Origin of the sequence: Mechercharimyces sp. CAU 1602 (assembly GCF_024753565.1) — a bacterium.
Taxonomy (GTDB): domain Bacteria; phylum Bacillota; class Bacilli; order Thermoactinomycetales; family JANTPT01; genus Mechercharimyces.
Window position 1 is genome coordinate 1 of the sequence record NZ_JANTPT010000007.1, and the last position, 15,827, is coordinate 15,827.

Sequence of the window (15,827 nt, forward strand, 5' to 3'; positions counted from 1 at the left end):
AGAGATAGAGGTTCTCTTCGGAGCAGAAGTGACAGGTGGTGCATGGTTGTCGTCAGCTCGTGTCGTGAGATGTTGGGTTAAGTCCCGCAACGAGCGCAACCCTTATTGTTAGTTGCCAGCATTGAGTTGGGCACTCTAACGAGACAGCCGGTGAAAGCCGGAGGAAGGTGGGGATGACGTCAAATCATCATGCCCCTTATGTCCTGGGCAACACACGTGCTACAATGGCTGGTACAACGGGTAGCGAAGCCGCGAGGTGAAGCCAATCCCAAAAAACCAGTCTCAGTTCGGATCGTAGGCTGCAACTCGCCTACGTGAAGCCGGAATCGCTAGTAATCGCGGATCAGCATGCCGCGGTGAATACGTTCCCGGGCCTTGTACACACCGCCCGTCACACCACGAGAGTTTGCAACACCCGAAGTCGGTGAGGTAACCTTTACGGGGCCAGCCGCCGAAGGTGGGGCAGATGATTGGGGTGAAGTCGTAACAAGGTATCCCTACCGGAAGGTGGGGATGGATCACCTCCTTTCTACGGAGCTCGAACGAGCAAAACGAGAAAGCAACAACAAGCAAGACTTGCGGCTTGGAACTAGCTTTTCGCTCTTTGGTTTTCAGGGAATGATTTTATAAAGAGTCCTTCGGGGCTCTTTTTTTTCAATTCTTGCCGTTGGAGTAATCCTCTTACTTGATGGGCTCTCCCAAGCGACTGAAGGAAGTTCCTGTGCTAATCTCCTATCTCTTAGTGATAGATTTAAATAACTTAATCTTCAGTATACAACTATTATATATATATAATGGTTAAAGTTTCAACAATATACTAGATATAGTATGGTATGATATCAAATTAGATAAATATAGCATAACTTTTTTCATAAAAAGTATATCTAATTTGGTGTCGATTATTGTAGAATAAAGATGCCAACTAGGAAAAATATGAAACTGGTAGAGAAGGGATGGGAGTTAGTGCGTTTTCTACGTATGTATCTAAAAATGGTACTTATCATTACTCTTGCTTTACAGGGGTTGTTGTTTACTTCTGGAGCAACAGACTCTTGGGCGATGGGGGCAGAGAAATCCGCGCCTGTAAAAACAGAAAAGGTAGTAAATGATAGTTCATCCAAAAAGGTATTGTTTGATAATACCCATGGACAGACAGCCGGTGCAGCAGACTGGGTGATTGATGGAGCTTTCTCAGATTTTGCTGATGGTTTGGTAGGGAACGGATTTGATGTGAATGAGCTTCGTCAAACGACTCCCATTACTTATAATGATTTAAAAGATTATGATGTCTTTGTCATGCCAGAAGCGAACATACCATATAAGACATCAGAGCAAGCGGCGTTGATTCAATATGTCGAAAATGGTGGCAGTCTCTTTTTTATCGCTGACCACTATAATGCGGATCGCAACAAAAATCGCTGGGATTCTTCAGAGATATTTAATGGTTATCGTAGAGGTGCCTATGGGAACCCAACCAAAGGAATGAGTTCTAGTGAAGCCTCTTCAACGGCGATGAAAGATGTAACTAGCACCGATTGGTTGGAAGATAATTTTGGGATTCGATTCCGCTATAACGCTCTGGGTGATGTGGAAGCGACTCAAATTGTTGAGCCTGAGCAAGCATTCGGTATTACTGAAGGTGTAAATAAAGTCGCTATGCATGCAGGTTCAACACTTGCTATTACAGATGAAAAGCAAGCTAAAGGCATCGTATATTTACCAAAAACAGATGCTGCTTGGTCACATGCTGTCGATCAAGGAGTGTATGCTGGTGGAGGAATCGAGGAGGGCCCATATGCTGCTGTTTCTAAATTAGGAAAAGGAAAGGCCGCTTTTATTGGTGATTCTTCTCCAGTAGAGGATGCCTCGCCGAAATATATGCGTGAAGAGACAGGTACAACGAAAAAGACATACGATGGCTTTAAGGAAGCCGATGATGCTACCCTGCTCATCAATATGATGGAGTGGCTAGCCAAACAAGAAAACTATACCAGTCTGGATCAAGTAGAGGGTCTTACTCTGGATCAACCTACTCCTCTTCTCTCTTTTGAAACACCGTCTGCTTCAACTGAACCAGAGAAAGAGCCATGGGCGGAGCCAGCCGAAGGGTATGATTGGTGGGATCCATCTACTTTTAAGCCTGGATCGTATGGAGCAACTGAGCAGAATCAAGAGCAACAAGTTAGTTATGAACTGGGTCACCAGTCAACCTTACCTAATGCTACCTCGTTTAATATCGAGGTGAAGGTTAGCAACTTAACACCTGGAACAACATTGTCCGGAGTAAATCTTGGGATATACACATCGGGCGGCACTCAAGTAGCAAAAATACAAAACGCTGATGGATCGTGGCCCAGTCAATATGGTTATAGCGAGTCGTTTTCTATCACAGCGGGTAACGATGGTGTAGCCACCAAAAACGTAACCGTTCAGGTGAAGGAAGGACTGGTTGGTCAAGCTACTTTGCGTCTGCGTGAAGGCTCACGCGAGTTATTGTCGAAGCAGGTAACAATTGACGATGTTCCAATCGAATCGCAAGGGGAATTGTCTTACACCTTAGGTGTGCCAGAAAGGGTGGCAGATGCTGAGATTTTTACAGTGAGGGTTGTACTGACTAACGCTCATAAGGGGGAGACAAAGGCAGATCTTGATTTGGGTATTTATCAAGCCAATGGAACACAAGTAGGTTTAATTCGGAATGAAGATGGCTCGTGGCCCAATTACTATGGCTATAGTGCTGATTTTACCGTGACAGCGGATCAGAATGGATATGCGAGTAAAGAACTTACCGTATGGATTAAACGAGGAACCGCAGGGGATGCTAATATCCGTTTGCGACAAGCGGGGAAAACATTATTGACCAAGCCGATTACAGTTGAATAGCGATGTAAGGAGATAGAATAGGACGTGGAGCCGGATATGGCTTTACGTCCTGTTTTTTAGTGCGAAAAAATAGTTGACATTTAAGGTATGACTGGATGATTGTGCCACTATAATGTAACATTATTAAGTATAAAGACAACATTAATCTATCCTAATAGAGAAAATAGGATCATTTTAACTGAAAAAAAGTGTACCATTTTGCAACTTCCATGATAAAATATAAGAGGTTAATATTTTTACATTCATAGATTGATGACATCATGGAGGTGCTTTGTTCTTGCGTTTTCAACACGTATTTTTAAAAGTGTTGTTGGCTTTTGCACTAATTTTGCAGGGGGTGTTCTTTATACCAACCCAGCAATCGTTTGCAGAGGGACCAACAGATCCTGCTCCTGAGATCCAACCTAAAGTGGATAATGAGAATGCAGGCAAGAAAGTATTATTTGATAACACCCACGGACAGACAGCAGGTGCAGCAGACTGGGTGATTGACGGGGCTTTTTCAGACTTCGCTCATGGATTAGCAGAAGATGGTTTTTACGTAAAAGAGTTACGTAAAACGACTCCGATCACCTACGATGACCTTAAAGAATACAATGTTTTTGTCATGCCAGAAGCAAACATCCCTTATAAAACTTCCGAGCAAGACGCACTAATTCAATATGTTGAAAATGGCGGAAGCATCTTTTTTGTAGCGGATCATTACAACGCTGATCGCAATAAAAACCGGTGGGACTCTTCAGAAGTATTTAATGGTTACCGACGTGGAGCATTTAATGATCCGACCAAAGGGATGAGCGAGGCAGAAGCCAATTCTGACGCTATGAAAGATGTAACCAGCACAGATTGGTTGGAAAGTAATTTTGGTTTGCGTTTTCGTTACAATGCACTTGGCGATATAGGTGCGAATATTATTGTTGAGCCAGAGCAATCCTTTGGAATTACCGAAGGTGTGAATACCGTTGCTATGCACGCTGGTTCTACAATCGTCATTACAGATCCAAAGAAAGCAAAAGGTGTAGTATACCTTCCTGAAACAGATGCCGCATGGCCACATGCTGTTGATCAAGGTGTGTATGCAGGTGGCGGAGTGGCTGAAGGACCATATGCGGCTATTGCGAAACTAGGCAAAGGGAAAGCTGCTTTCATTGGAGATTCATCTCCAGTAGAAGATGCAACCCCTAAGTATATGCGTGAAGATAAAACTGGTTCAAAGAAAACGTATGATGGCTTTAAAGAAGAAGACGATGCAACCTTTTTGATCAATACGATTAATTGGCTCGCGAATCAAGAAGAGTATACTAGCTTTGATCAAGTAGAAGGTTTGGAATTAGATGAACCTACACCGCTGCTTGATTTTGAAGAACCTGCTGCTTCGACCGAGCCCCAACCAGAACCGTGGTCAGCTCCAGGAGAAGGATACCTATGGTGGGATATGTCCACTTTTAGTCCAGGTGCCTATGGTTCTAGTAAAGAAGCTGAACAAAATCCAACTTATTCGCTTGTACACCAAGATGTCCTCCCCAATGCAGAAACTTTCCAGATTCGTGTTGTGATGGAGGATCTCGTCCCAGGTTCTACAGTGAATGATGTTAATCTTGGTATTTACGTAGCAGGTGGATCACAAGTAGCTAAGGTACAAAATGAAGACGGTAGCTGGCCAGATAACTATGGCTATAGCCCGTATTTTTCAATGACCGCTGACCAGTTAGGTCGCGCTACCAAAGATGTGACTGTACAGATAAAAGAAGGAACCGTAGGCGAGGCTAATTTGCGTCTGCGTAAAGGGTCGAGTAAACTGCTGACGAACGCAGTTACTATTGATAATGTGCCAGCAGAAGATTTGCCTAAAGATGAAATAGAATTACCTGCATTAAGTAGTATTGCTGATGCTCGTAAACAGGCAGAAAACAAGCTAGTAACAGTAGAAGGCGTTATTACAACGAAGCCAGGAATCTTTGGTAGCGAAGCATTTTATCTACAGGATGATACAGCAGGGATTTATGTATATCAAAAAGATAGCGGTTTCGAAGTAGGTGACAAGGTACGCATCAGTGCGCCTATTGTTATCTATAATACAGAGGTGGAACTGACAAACCTTGTAGCTATTGAGAAAGTAGGGACGGGCGAACTGCCAGAACCGAAAGTAGTGGAAGCGGCAGGTGACAGTAATCAAGGTGAGTTGATTCGTTTAGATAATGTCTCTATTGAGTCACTAGGTGAACCTTCACAGCACGGTACTTTTGAATTTGATGCTGTGGCAGGAGAGAAGACGACACGTGTGCGTGTGGATGGACGTACTGGAATTAAGTATGATGAGATTGTTGCACAGTATGAAGGTAAGAAAGTGAATATCTCTGGGGTATCCTCTATTTATAAGGGTACTTATCAACTTAAACCCCTTTCTGTAGAAGGTTTTAGTATAGCAGATGTTACTGCGCCACAAACAGAAGTAAGTGTGACAGGTGATGTATTCTCCACTGGTGTTTACTCAGGTGAAGCTAAGATTACTCTTACCGCTTCGGATGAGGGTACAGGAGTGGAAAAAGTAGAGTACCGCATTGGTGAAGATGAGTGGAAGCAGTATGAAGAACCTATCGTTGTAAGTGCAGAAGGGAAAACAAGCCTTCAGTATCGTGCATTCGATAAGACAGGTAATGTAGAAGAAGTGAAAGAAGTAAGCGTAGACGTGTTGACTGTAAGTGCTAAGAGTTTAAAGAAAATGATCAAGTCATCTAATATTGATCCGAAAGCGGTGGAGCGTCTACTCTTAGTAAAAGCAAAAGCAGTAGATTACTACTTTAAGAAAGCGGATCATTACCATGAAAGAGGAAATGCGAGATTAGCGCAAGGCTATGAAAAAGCGGGTAAAACCACACTGAAGTGTTTAAGCGATCTGGTTGATAAAGCAGATGCTTCGAAAGATGAGAAAAAAGATATCAACATGATGATTGATTCACTTATCGATAGTCGGAAGTAATGGATAGGGGGGAGTAGATGGCCTGGAGGTCTTTGCTCCCTCTTTTTATACATACATATGAAAACTCTTTTTTCTAGACTGGATATAGTATAAGTAATGATAGCCGGGTGCAATCGGCTATCTCAGTGATGCATGGCAGATGGATGTGCATATGGGATGAGTATAATTCAACAATGCCAGAAATAGAGTAAGGCGAGTAGTTATTCATGTGATTGGTGGCATGTAGAGGAATAAAAAAAATACTGATATGAGGTGGATACCTTCATATCAGTACATAGACTCGCTAAAAATTGTTATACAATTTTCTTGCGGATATAGCTAGAGAGAAGATCGAGAACCATAACCATGACAATAATACCGAAGAGAATAATTCCAACACGATCCCACGCTCGGGTTTGCAAAGCGAATAGCAAGGGTGCCCCGATACCGCCTGCACCAATGATGCCCAGAATGGTAGCAGAGCGAAGGTTAATTTCAAAACGGTATAAAGTATAAGAGATGAAGGATGGAATCACTTGTGGGATCACTGCAAACCACAATATTTGGAGCTTGTTCGCGCCAGATGCTAGTAGTGCTTCCATAGGACCATCATCTATGGTTTCAATCGACTCAGAGTATAGTTTTCCTAGCATCCCGATGGAATGAATTCCGAGTGCGAGTACCCCAGCAAATGCTCCTGGTCCTACTGCTTTAATAAAGAGCAATGCCATTACGATTTCAGGAAAGGTGCGAATAAAACTGAGGACAAATGTCCCTGATTCCGAAATAAAGCGGTACCGACTTAAGTTGCGAGCAGCCCAGAATGCGAAAGGCAGACAGAGAAACGCTGATACGAATGTACCTAAATAAGCGATGGAAAGCGTCTCAAGCAGGCCACGTAATAAGTCCCCGCCCTCAGGGTTATATACATAATCCCAGTCGGGATGTAGAAGTCCATCCAAGATGGAAAGAGATATTTGTCCAGCGGTTTCTTGAAATATTAGGCTAGGCATTCCTGCAAATGCCCAGATGTAGATGCCAATGATGGCAAAGATGATGACCCATTTGCGCCAGTTACGTGGTTGTTTTGTTTGCAAACTCATAACAATTTCTCCCGTATTTTTTTGGTTATAAAGTCAATAACCATGACCACGACTAAGGTTAATAGGATGATTGAGGACATTTGGTCATAACGTAAGAAGCCGAGGGTACTCTTATAATGCATCCCAATCCCACCTGCTCCTACTAGCCCTAAGATAGCTGCGGCACGAATATTGATTTCAAAGGTATAGAGAAAGTAAGCAGCAAATTGAGCGGATACTTGTGGAATCACACTAAAGAAAATCCATTGAATCTTATTCGCCCCTACAGCAGTCATGGCTTCCATTGGTCCAGGATCAATGGTTTCAACAAACTCATAAGTTAGCTTGGCAATAATGCCGAGAGAAAAGATTGTTAAAGCAAAAATCCCTGGAATAATACCTAAGCCAAAGATAGCTACGAAGATAGCTGCTAAAAGGAGATCAGGAATCGTGCGGAGGATATTCAACACAAAGCGTGCAGGCTGAACAACCCAAGAAGACGGAAATACATTGTAGGCAGAGAAAAGTGAAAGTGGGATAGCTAGTATAGCGCCAAATGTTGCGCCTAATAGTGCCATACGAATTGTTTGAAACATATCACCATAAATTCGGTCGAAGTACGCCCAATCAGGCGGAACCATTTGAACGAGGATTTCCCCCATTTCAGGAATACCAACGAAGACATCCGTTAGTGTAGCTCCTGTTTGATAGGCACTACCCCAAAGAAAGAGTAGGATTAATGTCCATGTCAGTGTTGACTTCGTTTTTGAAGGTGATACGATGCTGTTTTCATTCATATCCCTTAATCTCCTAACAATTCGTCGTTTTTAATATCGCGTCCGTAGATTTCGGAGAATTTCTCATCTGTAGCTTCTGCAACAGGACCATCGAAGACCAGTTCTCCATCACGGAGCCCGATGATGCGGGTCGCATACTCACGTGCAATATCGATAAAGTGTAAGTTAACTACCATGGTGATCCCTAACTCTTGGTTAATGCGACGCAGATCGTCCATAACTTGACGAGTTGTGAGAGGATCGAGCGAAGCTACAGGTTCGTCAGCAAGAATGATCTTCGCTTCTTGTGCTAATGCACGCGCAATGGATACCCGTTGTTGCTGTCCACCAGATAGTTCATCTGCACGTGTTTGCGCTTTATCAGGAATACCCACACGCTCGAGAGCTTGTAGCGCTAACTCTACATCTTTTTTTGGCCATAATCCCAATAAAGTACGTAGGGTGGAGTGGTAAGCAACTCGACCCGATAAGATGTTTTTTAAGACAGTGGTACGCTTAATCAAGTTGAAACTTTGAAAAATCATACCGATATCACGACGAATCTTACGTAGCTGATCTCCTTTGGCTTTCGTAATGGAGTTGCCGTTGATAATGATTTCTCCGTCTGTGATTTCATGCAGGCGGTTGATCGAGCGAAGAAGTGTTGATTTTCCCGCACCAGAGCGACCTACAATAACAACAAAATCCCCTTGATTAATCGTAGTATCAATTTGATTTAAACCGACTGTTCCATTTGGGTACACTTTGGATATATTCTTTAATTCAATCATGTTTTTCCAACCTTCTTCGTAAAGTTTAGGAAAAGAAAAAGGCCGTTCATCACGAGAACGGCCATAGGAACTGTGATACTAATTACTGTAACGACTCCACTTTTTCTTGATATTCGCGAACGATGTCAAATGTTTTATCGTCAGAAGCGGTATAGCCTTCATGCGAATACATGCTGGAGATGATTTTTTGGCCTTCAGAGTCTTTACCTATAGCGATAAAGGCATCTTGAATTTTCTTTTTCCATTCGTCGGATAGATCCGGACGTACACTGATTGTGTCGTTCGGGATTGGCTCAGTAGCATGTACAATCTTTGTTTCTTCAAACACTTTAGGGAAATCGCCTTTAACGATATTACGAGCATCACCAAAAACGGCAGCTGCATCTACTTGGCCATTGAGTACAGCTAAAACGGCTTCACTATGTCCTTGCAAGATGGTGCTTTTTACATCTTTTTGAGGGTCAACACCGGCTTTGTTTAATTCGACTGCTGGCCATACATAGCCGGCAGAAGAAGTTACATCTTGCCAAGCGATTGATTTACCTTTAAGGTCTTCTAAACTATTAATATCGGAGTCTTTTTTAGCAATGATATATGCTAGGTAGTAGTCAACTAATTCGTCAGTAGCCGCTCCATCTTCTTTATTGACACCATAACGTTGTGCTTGAAGTAGCACTTCGGCAGCACCTTTATCTTTAGCTAGTACATAACCGGTTGGTGGCAAAAAGCCGACGTCTACCTTTTTAGAATCCATCGCTTCGATGATGGTGCTATAGTCAGTAGAGATGCTTACGTTTACCGGAATATCCAGTTGTTCTTCGAGCAGTTTAGCGAGTGGCTTAGCATTCGCTTCCAATACAGCGGCATTTTGCGAAGGGATAAGCTGGACATTTAATTCTTTTGGTGTATATTTTTCTGATTTATTATCGTCAGCCGCTTCCCCACCACAGCCGGCTAGCAGTCCTCCTGCGAGTGCAACGGAAAGTCCGACACCCATGAGTCGTTTGAACATGATGAAACCCCCATTTAACATAGTGAATACGAATTCCATAAACAATATATCACATTTTGCACTTTTGTGTGTAAATATCATAGAAAAAATCGTGATTATTTGTTTCCAGTTGGTGACGAAAGAAGAAAGCAGGTATAATTAGGTGTGGTATTATCGTGAAAAGAGAGAAGTAGTGAGATAGCGCTGTAGTAGAAAGGTGATAAAATTACGATGCAGAAACAGGTAATTACAATTTTAGAGACGAGCGATATACACGGACATGTTCTACCCCTCCACTATGGGTTGAACCAAGAGATGGAAGTGGGAGTTGCTAAAGTAGCTAGCTTGATTAAAAAAGTGCGAGCAGAAGGAAAAAACACTATTTTGATAGATAATGGAGACGTGATTCAAGGCTCTCCACTCGCTTATTACTGTGCACGGATTGGTACGACGGCTCCAAATCCAATGGTAAAGATCTTAGATACACTCGGTTATGATGCTGCTGTACTTGGCAATCATGAGTTTAATTATGGACAACAGACGTTAGATCAAGTGGTGCGGGATTCTTCCTTTCCATGGCTCTCTGCCAATGTACTGGCGAAGGAGACGGGGGAGCCTCTCTATGGTCAACCCTACATCATCAGAGAATATGAACATGGATTGCGGGTGGGCGTGCTCGGAATTACTACTCAGTACATTCCTCATTGGGAAGATCCCAAGCATATTGAGAAGATGGATTTTGCTGACCCCGTTACTACTGCTAAAAAATGGGTTACTTATCTACGTGAAATAGAACAGGTCGACCTTGTTGTGGTCTCTTACCATGGAGGATTGGAACGAGATATAGAGAGCGGAGAAGCCTTAGAACCACTTACTGGAGAGAATCAAGGGTATCAGATATGTGAAGAAGTAGCGGGTATTGATGTACTGTTGACGGGTCATCAACACCGTGATTTAATCGCCCGTACTGCTAACGATGTATTAGTCGTACAACCGGGAAACAATGGCCGCTTCTTGGCAAAGATAACGGTAACCTTGGATCAGAGCGAAGGAAGATGGAAGGTGACGGGTAAAGAGGGGGAATTATTAGCTGTAGAAGGTGTCCCTGTTGATGCGGAGATCGTTTCTTTGATTCAGCCATACGAGGAAGCAACTCAAACCTGGTTAGATCAGCCGATTGGCGTGATTGAAGGCGATATGTTAGTGCGAGATCCTATGGAGATTCGCACCAAAAAACATGCGATGATTCAATTTATCAATCGGGTTCAGATGGATGCAGCAGGTGTTGATATAGCTAGTACATCTTTGTTCGATAATTATGCTCCCGGCTTTCCTAATGCTGTAACGATGAGAGATATCGTAGCCAACTATATCTATCCTAATACACTTAAGGTTCTTCGTCTTAGTGGACAAGACATTAAGGATGCGTTAGAGCACTCTGCATCGTACTTTGCCCCGTATAACGGCGAAAATATTGAGGTTAACCCTAAGTTCTTATACCCAAAACCGGAGCATTATAACTATGATATGTGGGACGGTATTGAATATAGGATTGATATCTCACGCCCTATCGGCGAACGGATAACTCGATTGTCTTATCATGGATCCCCATTACAGATGGATGGGCAGTATGATGTTGTAATGAATAACTATCGTGCTAGTGGTGGGGGTAACTATCATATGTTCCAAGGGAAACAAGTTGTGCGTGAGGTACCGACGGAGATGTCGGAGTTGATCGTTGAATATATAACGAGAACTGGAACCGTGAAGGCAGAAGTAGAGGAGAACTGGTCGCTTATACATGACTAGGTTGCCTTTACAATAGAGAAGAAGAGAAAAGCTGGTGTACCTCCTGCGCAGGAGGTACACCAGCTTTTTGTAATGTGGAATCATATTACATTAGGATAACACATATACCTGATTGTTACATCTCCATGCTATGACCCACTTACCGCTGAGATAGGAGGAGCTTGACGAATAGTCCGCCCTTTTCCATAGGGAACGCAGAGTGGGGTGCCAAAGATAGGATCAAAGGATATTTGGCATTTCATATGAAACACCTCTTTGACCATATCTTCGTCCACAATCTCTTCAGGGTGACCTTGAGCAAAAACCCCACGGTCTTTAATCGCCACCATATAGTCCGCATATCGACAAGCTAAATTAAGGTCGTGTAACACCATGATGATCGTTTTGTTTTGCATTTCATTTAGTTCAAATAGCAGGTCGAGCACTTCGATTTGATGGGCCATATCTAAATATGTAGTAGGTTCATCCAACAAAATGATGTCTGTATCTTGAGCCAGAACCATAGCAATCCACGCACGCTGGCGTTGCCCCCCTGACAGGGCATCGATGGTGCGATCTTTATATTCTTCCATATGGGTTACTTGCAGAGCCCAGGCGACACACCGTTCATCTTCGTGTGACCACTGTTTGCGCCAACTTTGATAGGGATAGCGACCCTGTTTTACTAGTTGCTGTACGGTTAAGCCTTCGGGGGCGATAGGGCTTTGGGGTAAGATAGCTAGGTTCTGGGCAAGCTTTTTAGTCGATTGGTGGTGAATGGATTTACCATCGAGTAAGATATTTCCTTGATGTGGTTTCATCAATCGAGCGAGGGAGCGTAAGAGGGTTGACTTACCACAGCCATTACTACCTACGAGCACGCTTATTTTCCCCTTTGGCAGTGAGAGAGTTAGATTATCGATAATGGTAGATTGACCATATGCCAATGTTAGTTTTTCTGTCTTAAGGGCAGAACGATTCATGCTATACTCCTCCTTAAGCCTTGCGGCCATGATGATAAAGTAGGTAGATGACAAAGGGGGCTCCTAAAATAGCAGTAAAAATTCCCGCAGGTAGGTCTAGTGGTGCAAACGCCGTCCGTGCAATCATGTCTGCTACTAACAAGAGAATCCCTCCTATACAGGCGGCAACAGGTAAATAAGAACTGACAATGGGACCGACAAGCATACGAGCGATGTGTGGTGCCATTAGACCTATAAAGCCGATGGGGCCTGCTGCAGCCACAGCCGCACTGGCGAGGGCAACACTGATGATGACCAACAGAAACTGATTCCATTGAAGAGAAGTCCCGAGACCTTTAGCAATATCTTCTCCTAATTGCTGCACATTCAGGTGTCGAACGATAAAAAATGTACAAACCAGAAAGAAGAGAAGCCAAGGAAGCAAGAGGTGCACTGTTTTCCACGAGCTAGAATATATACTCCCAGCTAGCCACATAGAAGATTGGCTGGCGGTATAGATAGGACTCTTAATTAAGAATAAAGTGGTGAGAGCTTGAGCTGCGGCATTAAAACCGATCCCAATTAAAATGAGGCGCATCGGACTGATGCCTTCTTTCCAAGCGAACAGATAGATAAGAAATGCTGTGATAATCCCACACACAAAGGCAGCTATGGGCTGCCATACAATACTTGCTCCGCTGGCAAATGCGAGAAATCCAACGGCCCCTGCAGAGGCCCCGCCTGTGATGCCAATAATATCAGGTGAGGCGAGCGGGTTGCGTACGAGTGATTGTAGGATACTCCCTGACACAGCTAATGAAATACCAACCATAAGTGCGATTAACGCCCGTGGGAGTCGAAAAGTATAGACGATCAGCTCCATACGAGGATCCCCTGCGCCTATTAATGTTTGCAATACCTCGACAGGAGATAAGTAATAGTCCCCTATGCCTGTACTTAAGAGAAAGGTAAGGATGCAAACCAGAGAAAAGATGAGTGAATACCATAAAGCTTTCATATCTAGAGAGGCTGAATAATAGGAAGTACGAAGATCAAGTTCTTTTTTCATGATGCTGTAAAGCCCCTTCTGGCGATCAAGATAAAGAATGGTGCCCCGATAAGGGCAGTAAGCACACCCACCGGGATATCTTCTGGGTATGAGATAAAACGGGCTCCAACATCGGCAAGGAGGAGAAAAGCCCCTCCTAGTATGGCACAGTATGGAAGTAACCAACGATAATCAATTCCGACTAATGAACGTGCCATGTGGGGAATGATGAGACCCACTAACGATATTGGACCTGCGACTGCGACTGACCCTCCTGCTAAGAGAATAATGATTACGGAGGCACTTAGTTTCACCCAAGTCGTGCGCATGCCTAGACCAGTAGCTGTGTCATCCCCCATCAATAAAGTGGTCATCGGTCGTGCTAACACAGCGGTTAAGCACCATGCGAGTAGAAAGAAAGGCATCACTTCCGCTAGCATTTCTAATTTACGCCCTTGCACGGAGCCACTAATCCAGGAGAGTGTCTCTTCAAGTGCTCGTTGATCAAGTGCCAAGATGCCTTGCACTAAGGTATAAAATAGAGCTGAGATCGCAGCACCGGCAATGGTAAGTTTGATGGGTGTCATTCCCTCTCGTCCAGTTGAGCCTAGCACATATACGATGATTCCGCTTATGGCAGCCCCTGCAAAGGCTATCCATGTATATGCGGTCAAGGAATTGACAGAGAAAAAAGAGATCGACATGACAACGAAAAAGGCGGCACCCGCATTAATTCCGAAGATGCCAGGTGAGGCAAGCGGGTTACGGGTAAGCCCTTGCATCAAAACACCTGCCATGGCCATATTGGCACCGACGACTACAGCGATGACTGCGCGAGGAAGACGGGCTGTTTGGATGATTAGATCAGTTTGATTCGTACTAGCTATATTGGAAGAAAGAGAAACGAGCGCACGTACAAGCGTATTCCAACTGTAATTTTGTAGGCCGAGAGATAAACTGAGCAAAAAACAGATCATAAGCACTACAGTGCCAAAGATTAAGCCCAACCATTTCCCCCTGTGTGAATCGATTAATGGTTTCATCCGTATCGTCGTCCTTTATAGTTGCTTCGCCTTCATTTTATGAGAATGGTTCTCAAATGTCAATAATATTGAGAATCAATTTCATTTAGTTGACAAACGGGTATAGATCATTGTATAGTTCAAATGGTAATGAAAATCTTTATCAATTAGAGGTGAAGAACGGATGAAACGCCGTTGGAATCGATTTTATACACTTTTATCGTTATTGTTGGTGCTCTCGCTAGCATTAACTGCTTGTACTACGAATGAAGCCGATACAGGCTCAAAGGAGAAAGAAAAGAAGAGTGAAGCAGTACGCACTGTAGAACATGCTATGGGGAAAACAGAAATTAAAGGAACTCCTGAGCGTGTTGTCGTCCTCACTAATGAAGGAACGGATATCGTTGTCTCTATGGGCGTGAAACCTGTAGGTGCAGTTCAATCTTGGATTGGCGACCCTTTCTTTGATTACATAAAGGATGATCTTAAGGAAGTAAAGGTAGTAGGGGATGAGTTACAACCTAACCTGGAAACCATCGCTTCTCTCAATCCAGACTTAATCATCGGAACGAAAGTACGGCACGAGAAAATCTATGATAAGCTATCGCAAATCGCACCTACCGTGATGAGTGATTATATCGGTGTAACCTGGAAAGATAATGTAGCATTATATGGGGAAGCGTTAAACAAAGAAGAGAAAGCTACTCAATTAATGGATGACTGGAATAAGCGTGTAGCTAGTTTTAAAGAGAAGCTAGGTGAAAAAGCGGATACCAAAGTATCTATCGTACGATTCTTGCCTGACCATACACGTATCTCCTACAATATGTTCCCAGATGCTATTATTAAAGAAGTAGGATTGTCCCGCCCAGAATCACAGACGGGTAAGGAAGATCCCTATGCAAAAGTGACGAAAGAACGCATCCCAGAGATGGATGGCGATGTAATGGCGGTTCTTTCCTTTGCGATGGAAGGTCAAGAGAAAGATTTGAAGAGTGCTCAAGATGAGTGGATGAATGACCCACTCTGGAAAAATCTCGACGTAGTAAAAAGTGGTCAAGTATATGAAGTAAACGATGTTACGTGGAATACAGCGGGTGGCTATAAAGCGGCTAACCTGATGCTAGATGATCTAGAAAAGTACTTTACCTCCAAGTGAGGGAAATGACAAAAGGAGTGTGGCGCTTTGGTGCCACACTCCTTTTTATGTATGTTCGCATAAACGAAATTGTGAAGTAGGAAAAAGGGTTCCTTTATACCAAGGAATGCTGCTCGCACGAATCTACTAGTGTAAGGAATTTTATTCTAAACTATGAAAATGTAAAATAGTAGACGAAAGGTGTTGCCAGCACAATTCATCATATGCTATAGTATTACTTGTCGCCACTTAGAACGTGGCTTACGCACCTTGAAAAGTAAATACTTCAATGAGTCAAGGGTATTACAACAACACCGGTTGTAAGAAACGTGAGATCCTTTATATAGAGGATAAGCGAATAAGGGCACACGGTGGATGCCTTGGCGC

The 15,827-nt window shown here is 43.4% G+C and carries 10 protein-coding genes, 1 rRNA gene and 1 pseudogene; 5 read left to right on the plus strand and 7 right to left on the minus strand.

Annotation, left to right across the window (positions count from 1 at the left end; all coding sequences use genetic code 11):
• From NXZ84_RS14935 to NXZ84_RS14945, 3 genes and pseudogenes are all read left to right on the plus strand, one after another.
• Nucleotides 1-529 (plus strand): 16S ribosomal RNA (locus NXZ84_RS14935); the annotation flags it as partial.
• Nucleotides 530-978: 449 nt separating this feature from the next.
• Nucleotides 979-2,616, plus strand: a pseudogene (locus NXZ84_RS14940) (endonuclease); the annotation flags it as partial.
• A 544-nt stretch (nt 2,617-3,160) separates the two neighbouring features.
• Nucleotides 3,161-5,863 (plus strand): OmpL47-type beta-barrel domain-containing protein, encoded by a 2,703-nt coding sequence (locus tag NXZ84_RS14945; protein ID WP_396654052.1) that lies wholly within the window; start codon nt 3,161-3,163, stop codon nt 5,861-5,863.
• A gap of 293 nt (nt 5,864-6,156) precedes the next feature.
• Here NXZ84_RS14945 and phnE (NXZ84_RS14950) read toward each other — a convergent pair whose 3' ends face one another.
• The 4 genes from phnE (NXZ84_RS14950) to NXZ84_RS14965 form a co-directional block, all read right to left on the minus strand.
• Entirely contained in the window at nt 6,157-6,945 is a 789-nt protein-coding gene (gene phnE, locus NXZ84_RS14950) for a phosphonate ABC transporter, permease protein PhnE (protein WP_258841154.1), read from the minus strand.
• Nucleotides 6,942-7,721 carry a phosphonate ABC transporter, permease protein PhnE gene (phnE, locus tag NXZ84_RS14955; protein ID WP_258841155.1) on the minus strand — a complete coding sequence of 260 codons (780 nt, stop codon included), beginning with the start codon at nt 7,719-7,721 and terminating at the stop codon, nt 6,942-6,944. Before phnE (NXZ84_RS14955) ends, phnE (NXZ84_RS14950) begins: the two co-directional genes overlap by 4 nt.
• A 5-nt stretch (nt 7,722-7,726) precedes the next feature.
• Nucleotides 7,727-8,491: a phosphonate ABC transporter ATP-binding protein gene (phnC, locus tag NXZ84_RS14960; protein ID WP_258841156.1), complete on the minus strand. Its 765-nt coding sequence runs from the start codon at nt 8,489-8,491 to the stop codon at nt 7,727-7,729.
• 82 nt (nt 8,492-8,573) lie between these two features.
• Nucleotides 8,574-9,503 carry a phosphate/phosphite/phosphonate ABC transporter substrate-binding protein gene (locus NXZ84_RS14965; protein WP_258841157.1) on the minus strand — a complete coding sequence of 310 codons (930 nt, stop codon included), beginning with the start codon at nt 9,501-9,503 and terminating at the stop codon, nt 8,574-8,576.
• 210 nt (nt 9,504-9,713) lie between these two features.
• Between NXZ84_RS14965 and NXZ84_RS14970 the strand changes: the two genes are divergently transcribed.
• The gene (locus NXZ84_RS14970; protein ID WP_258841158.1) at nt 9,714-11,291 is read left to right on the plus strand and encodes a bifunctional metallophosphatase/5'-nucleotidase; all 1,578 of its coding nucleotides are present in this window, start codon (nt 9,714-9,716) and stop codon (nt 11,289-11,291) included.
• Nucleotides 11,292-11,419: 128 nt separating this feature from the next.
• Here the strand turns inward: NXZ84_RS14970 and NXZ84_RS14975 are convergent, their stop codons facing one another.
• From NXZ84_RS14975 to NXZ84_RS14985, 3 genes are read right to left on the minus strand one after another with little or no spacing between them, the layout of a single operon-like run.
• Complete coding sequence (locus NXZ84_RS14975) at nt 11,420-12,253, minus strand: ABC transporter ATP-binding protein (RefSeq protein ID WP_258841159.1); 834 nt, start codon at nt 12,251-12,253, stop codon at nt 11,420-11,422.
• Between the two features lie 13 nt (nt 12,254-12,266).
• The gene (locus NXZ84_RS14980; RefSeq protein WP_258841160.1) at nt 12,267-13,301 is read right to left on the minus strand and encodes a FecCD family ABC transporter permease; all 1,035 of its coding nucleotides are present in this window, start codon (nt 13,299-13,301) and stop codon (nt 12,267-12,269) included.
• A complete protein-coding gene (locus NXZ84_RS14985) occupies nt 13,298-14,323 on the minus strand; it encodes a FecCD family ABC transporter permease (RefSeq protein WP_258841161.1) in 1,026 nt (341 codons plus the stop codon). Before NXZ84_RS14985 ends, NXZ84_RS14980 begins: the two co-directional genes overlap by 4 nt.
• A 163-nt stretch (nt 14,324-14,486) precedes the next feature.
• Here NXZ84_RS14985 and NXZ84_RS14990 point away from each other — a divergent pair, with 163 nt between their 5' ends.
• Complete coding sequence (locus tag NXZ84_RS14990; protein WP_258841162.1) at nt 14,487-15,461, plus strand: ABC transporter substrate-binding protein; 975 nt, start codon at nt 14,487-14,489, stop codon at nt 15,459-15,461.
• Nucleotides 15,462-15,827: the final 366 nt, after the last annotated feature.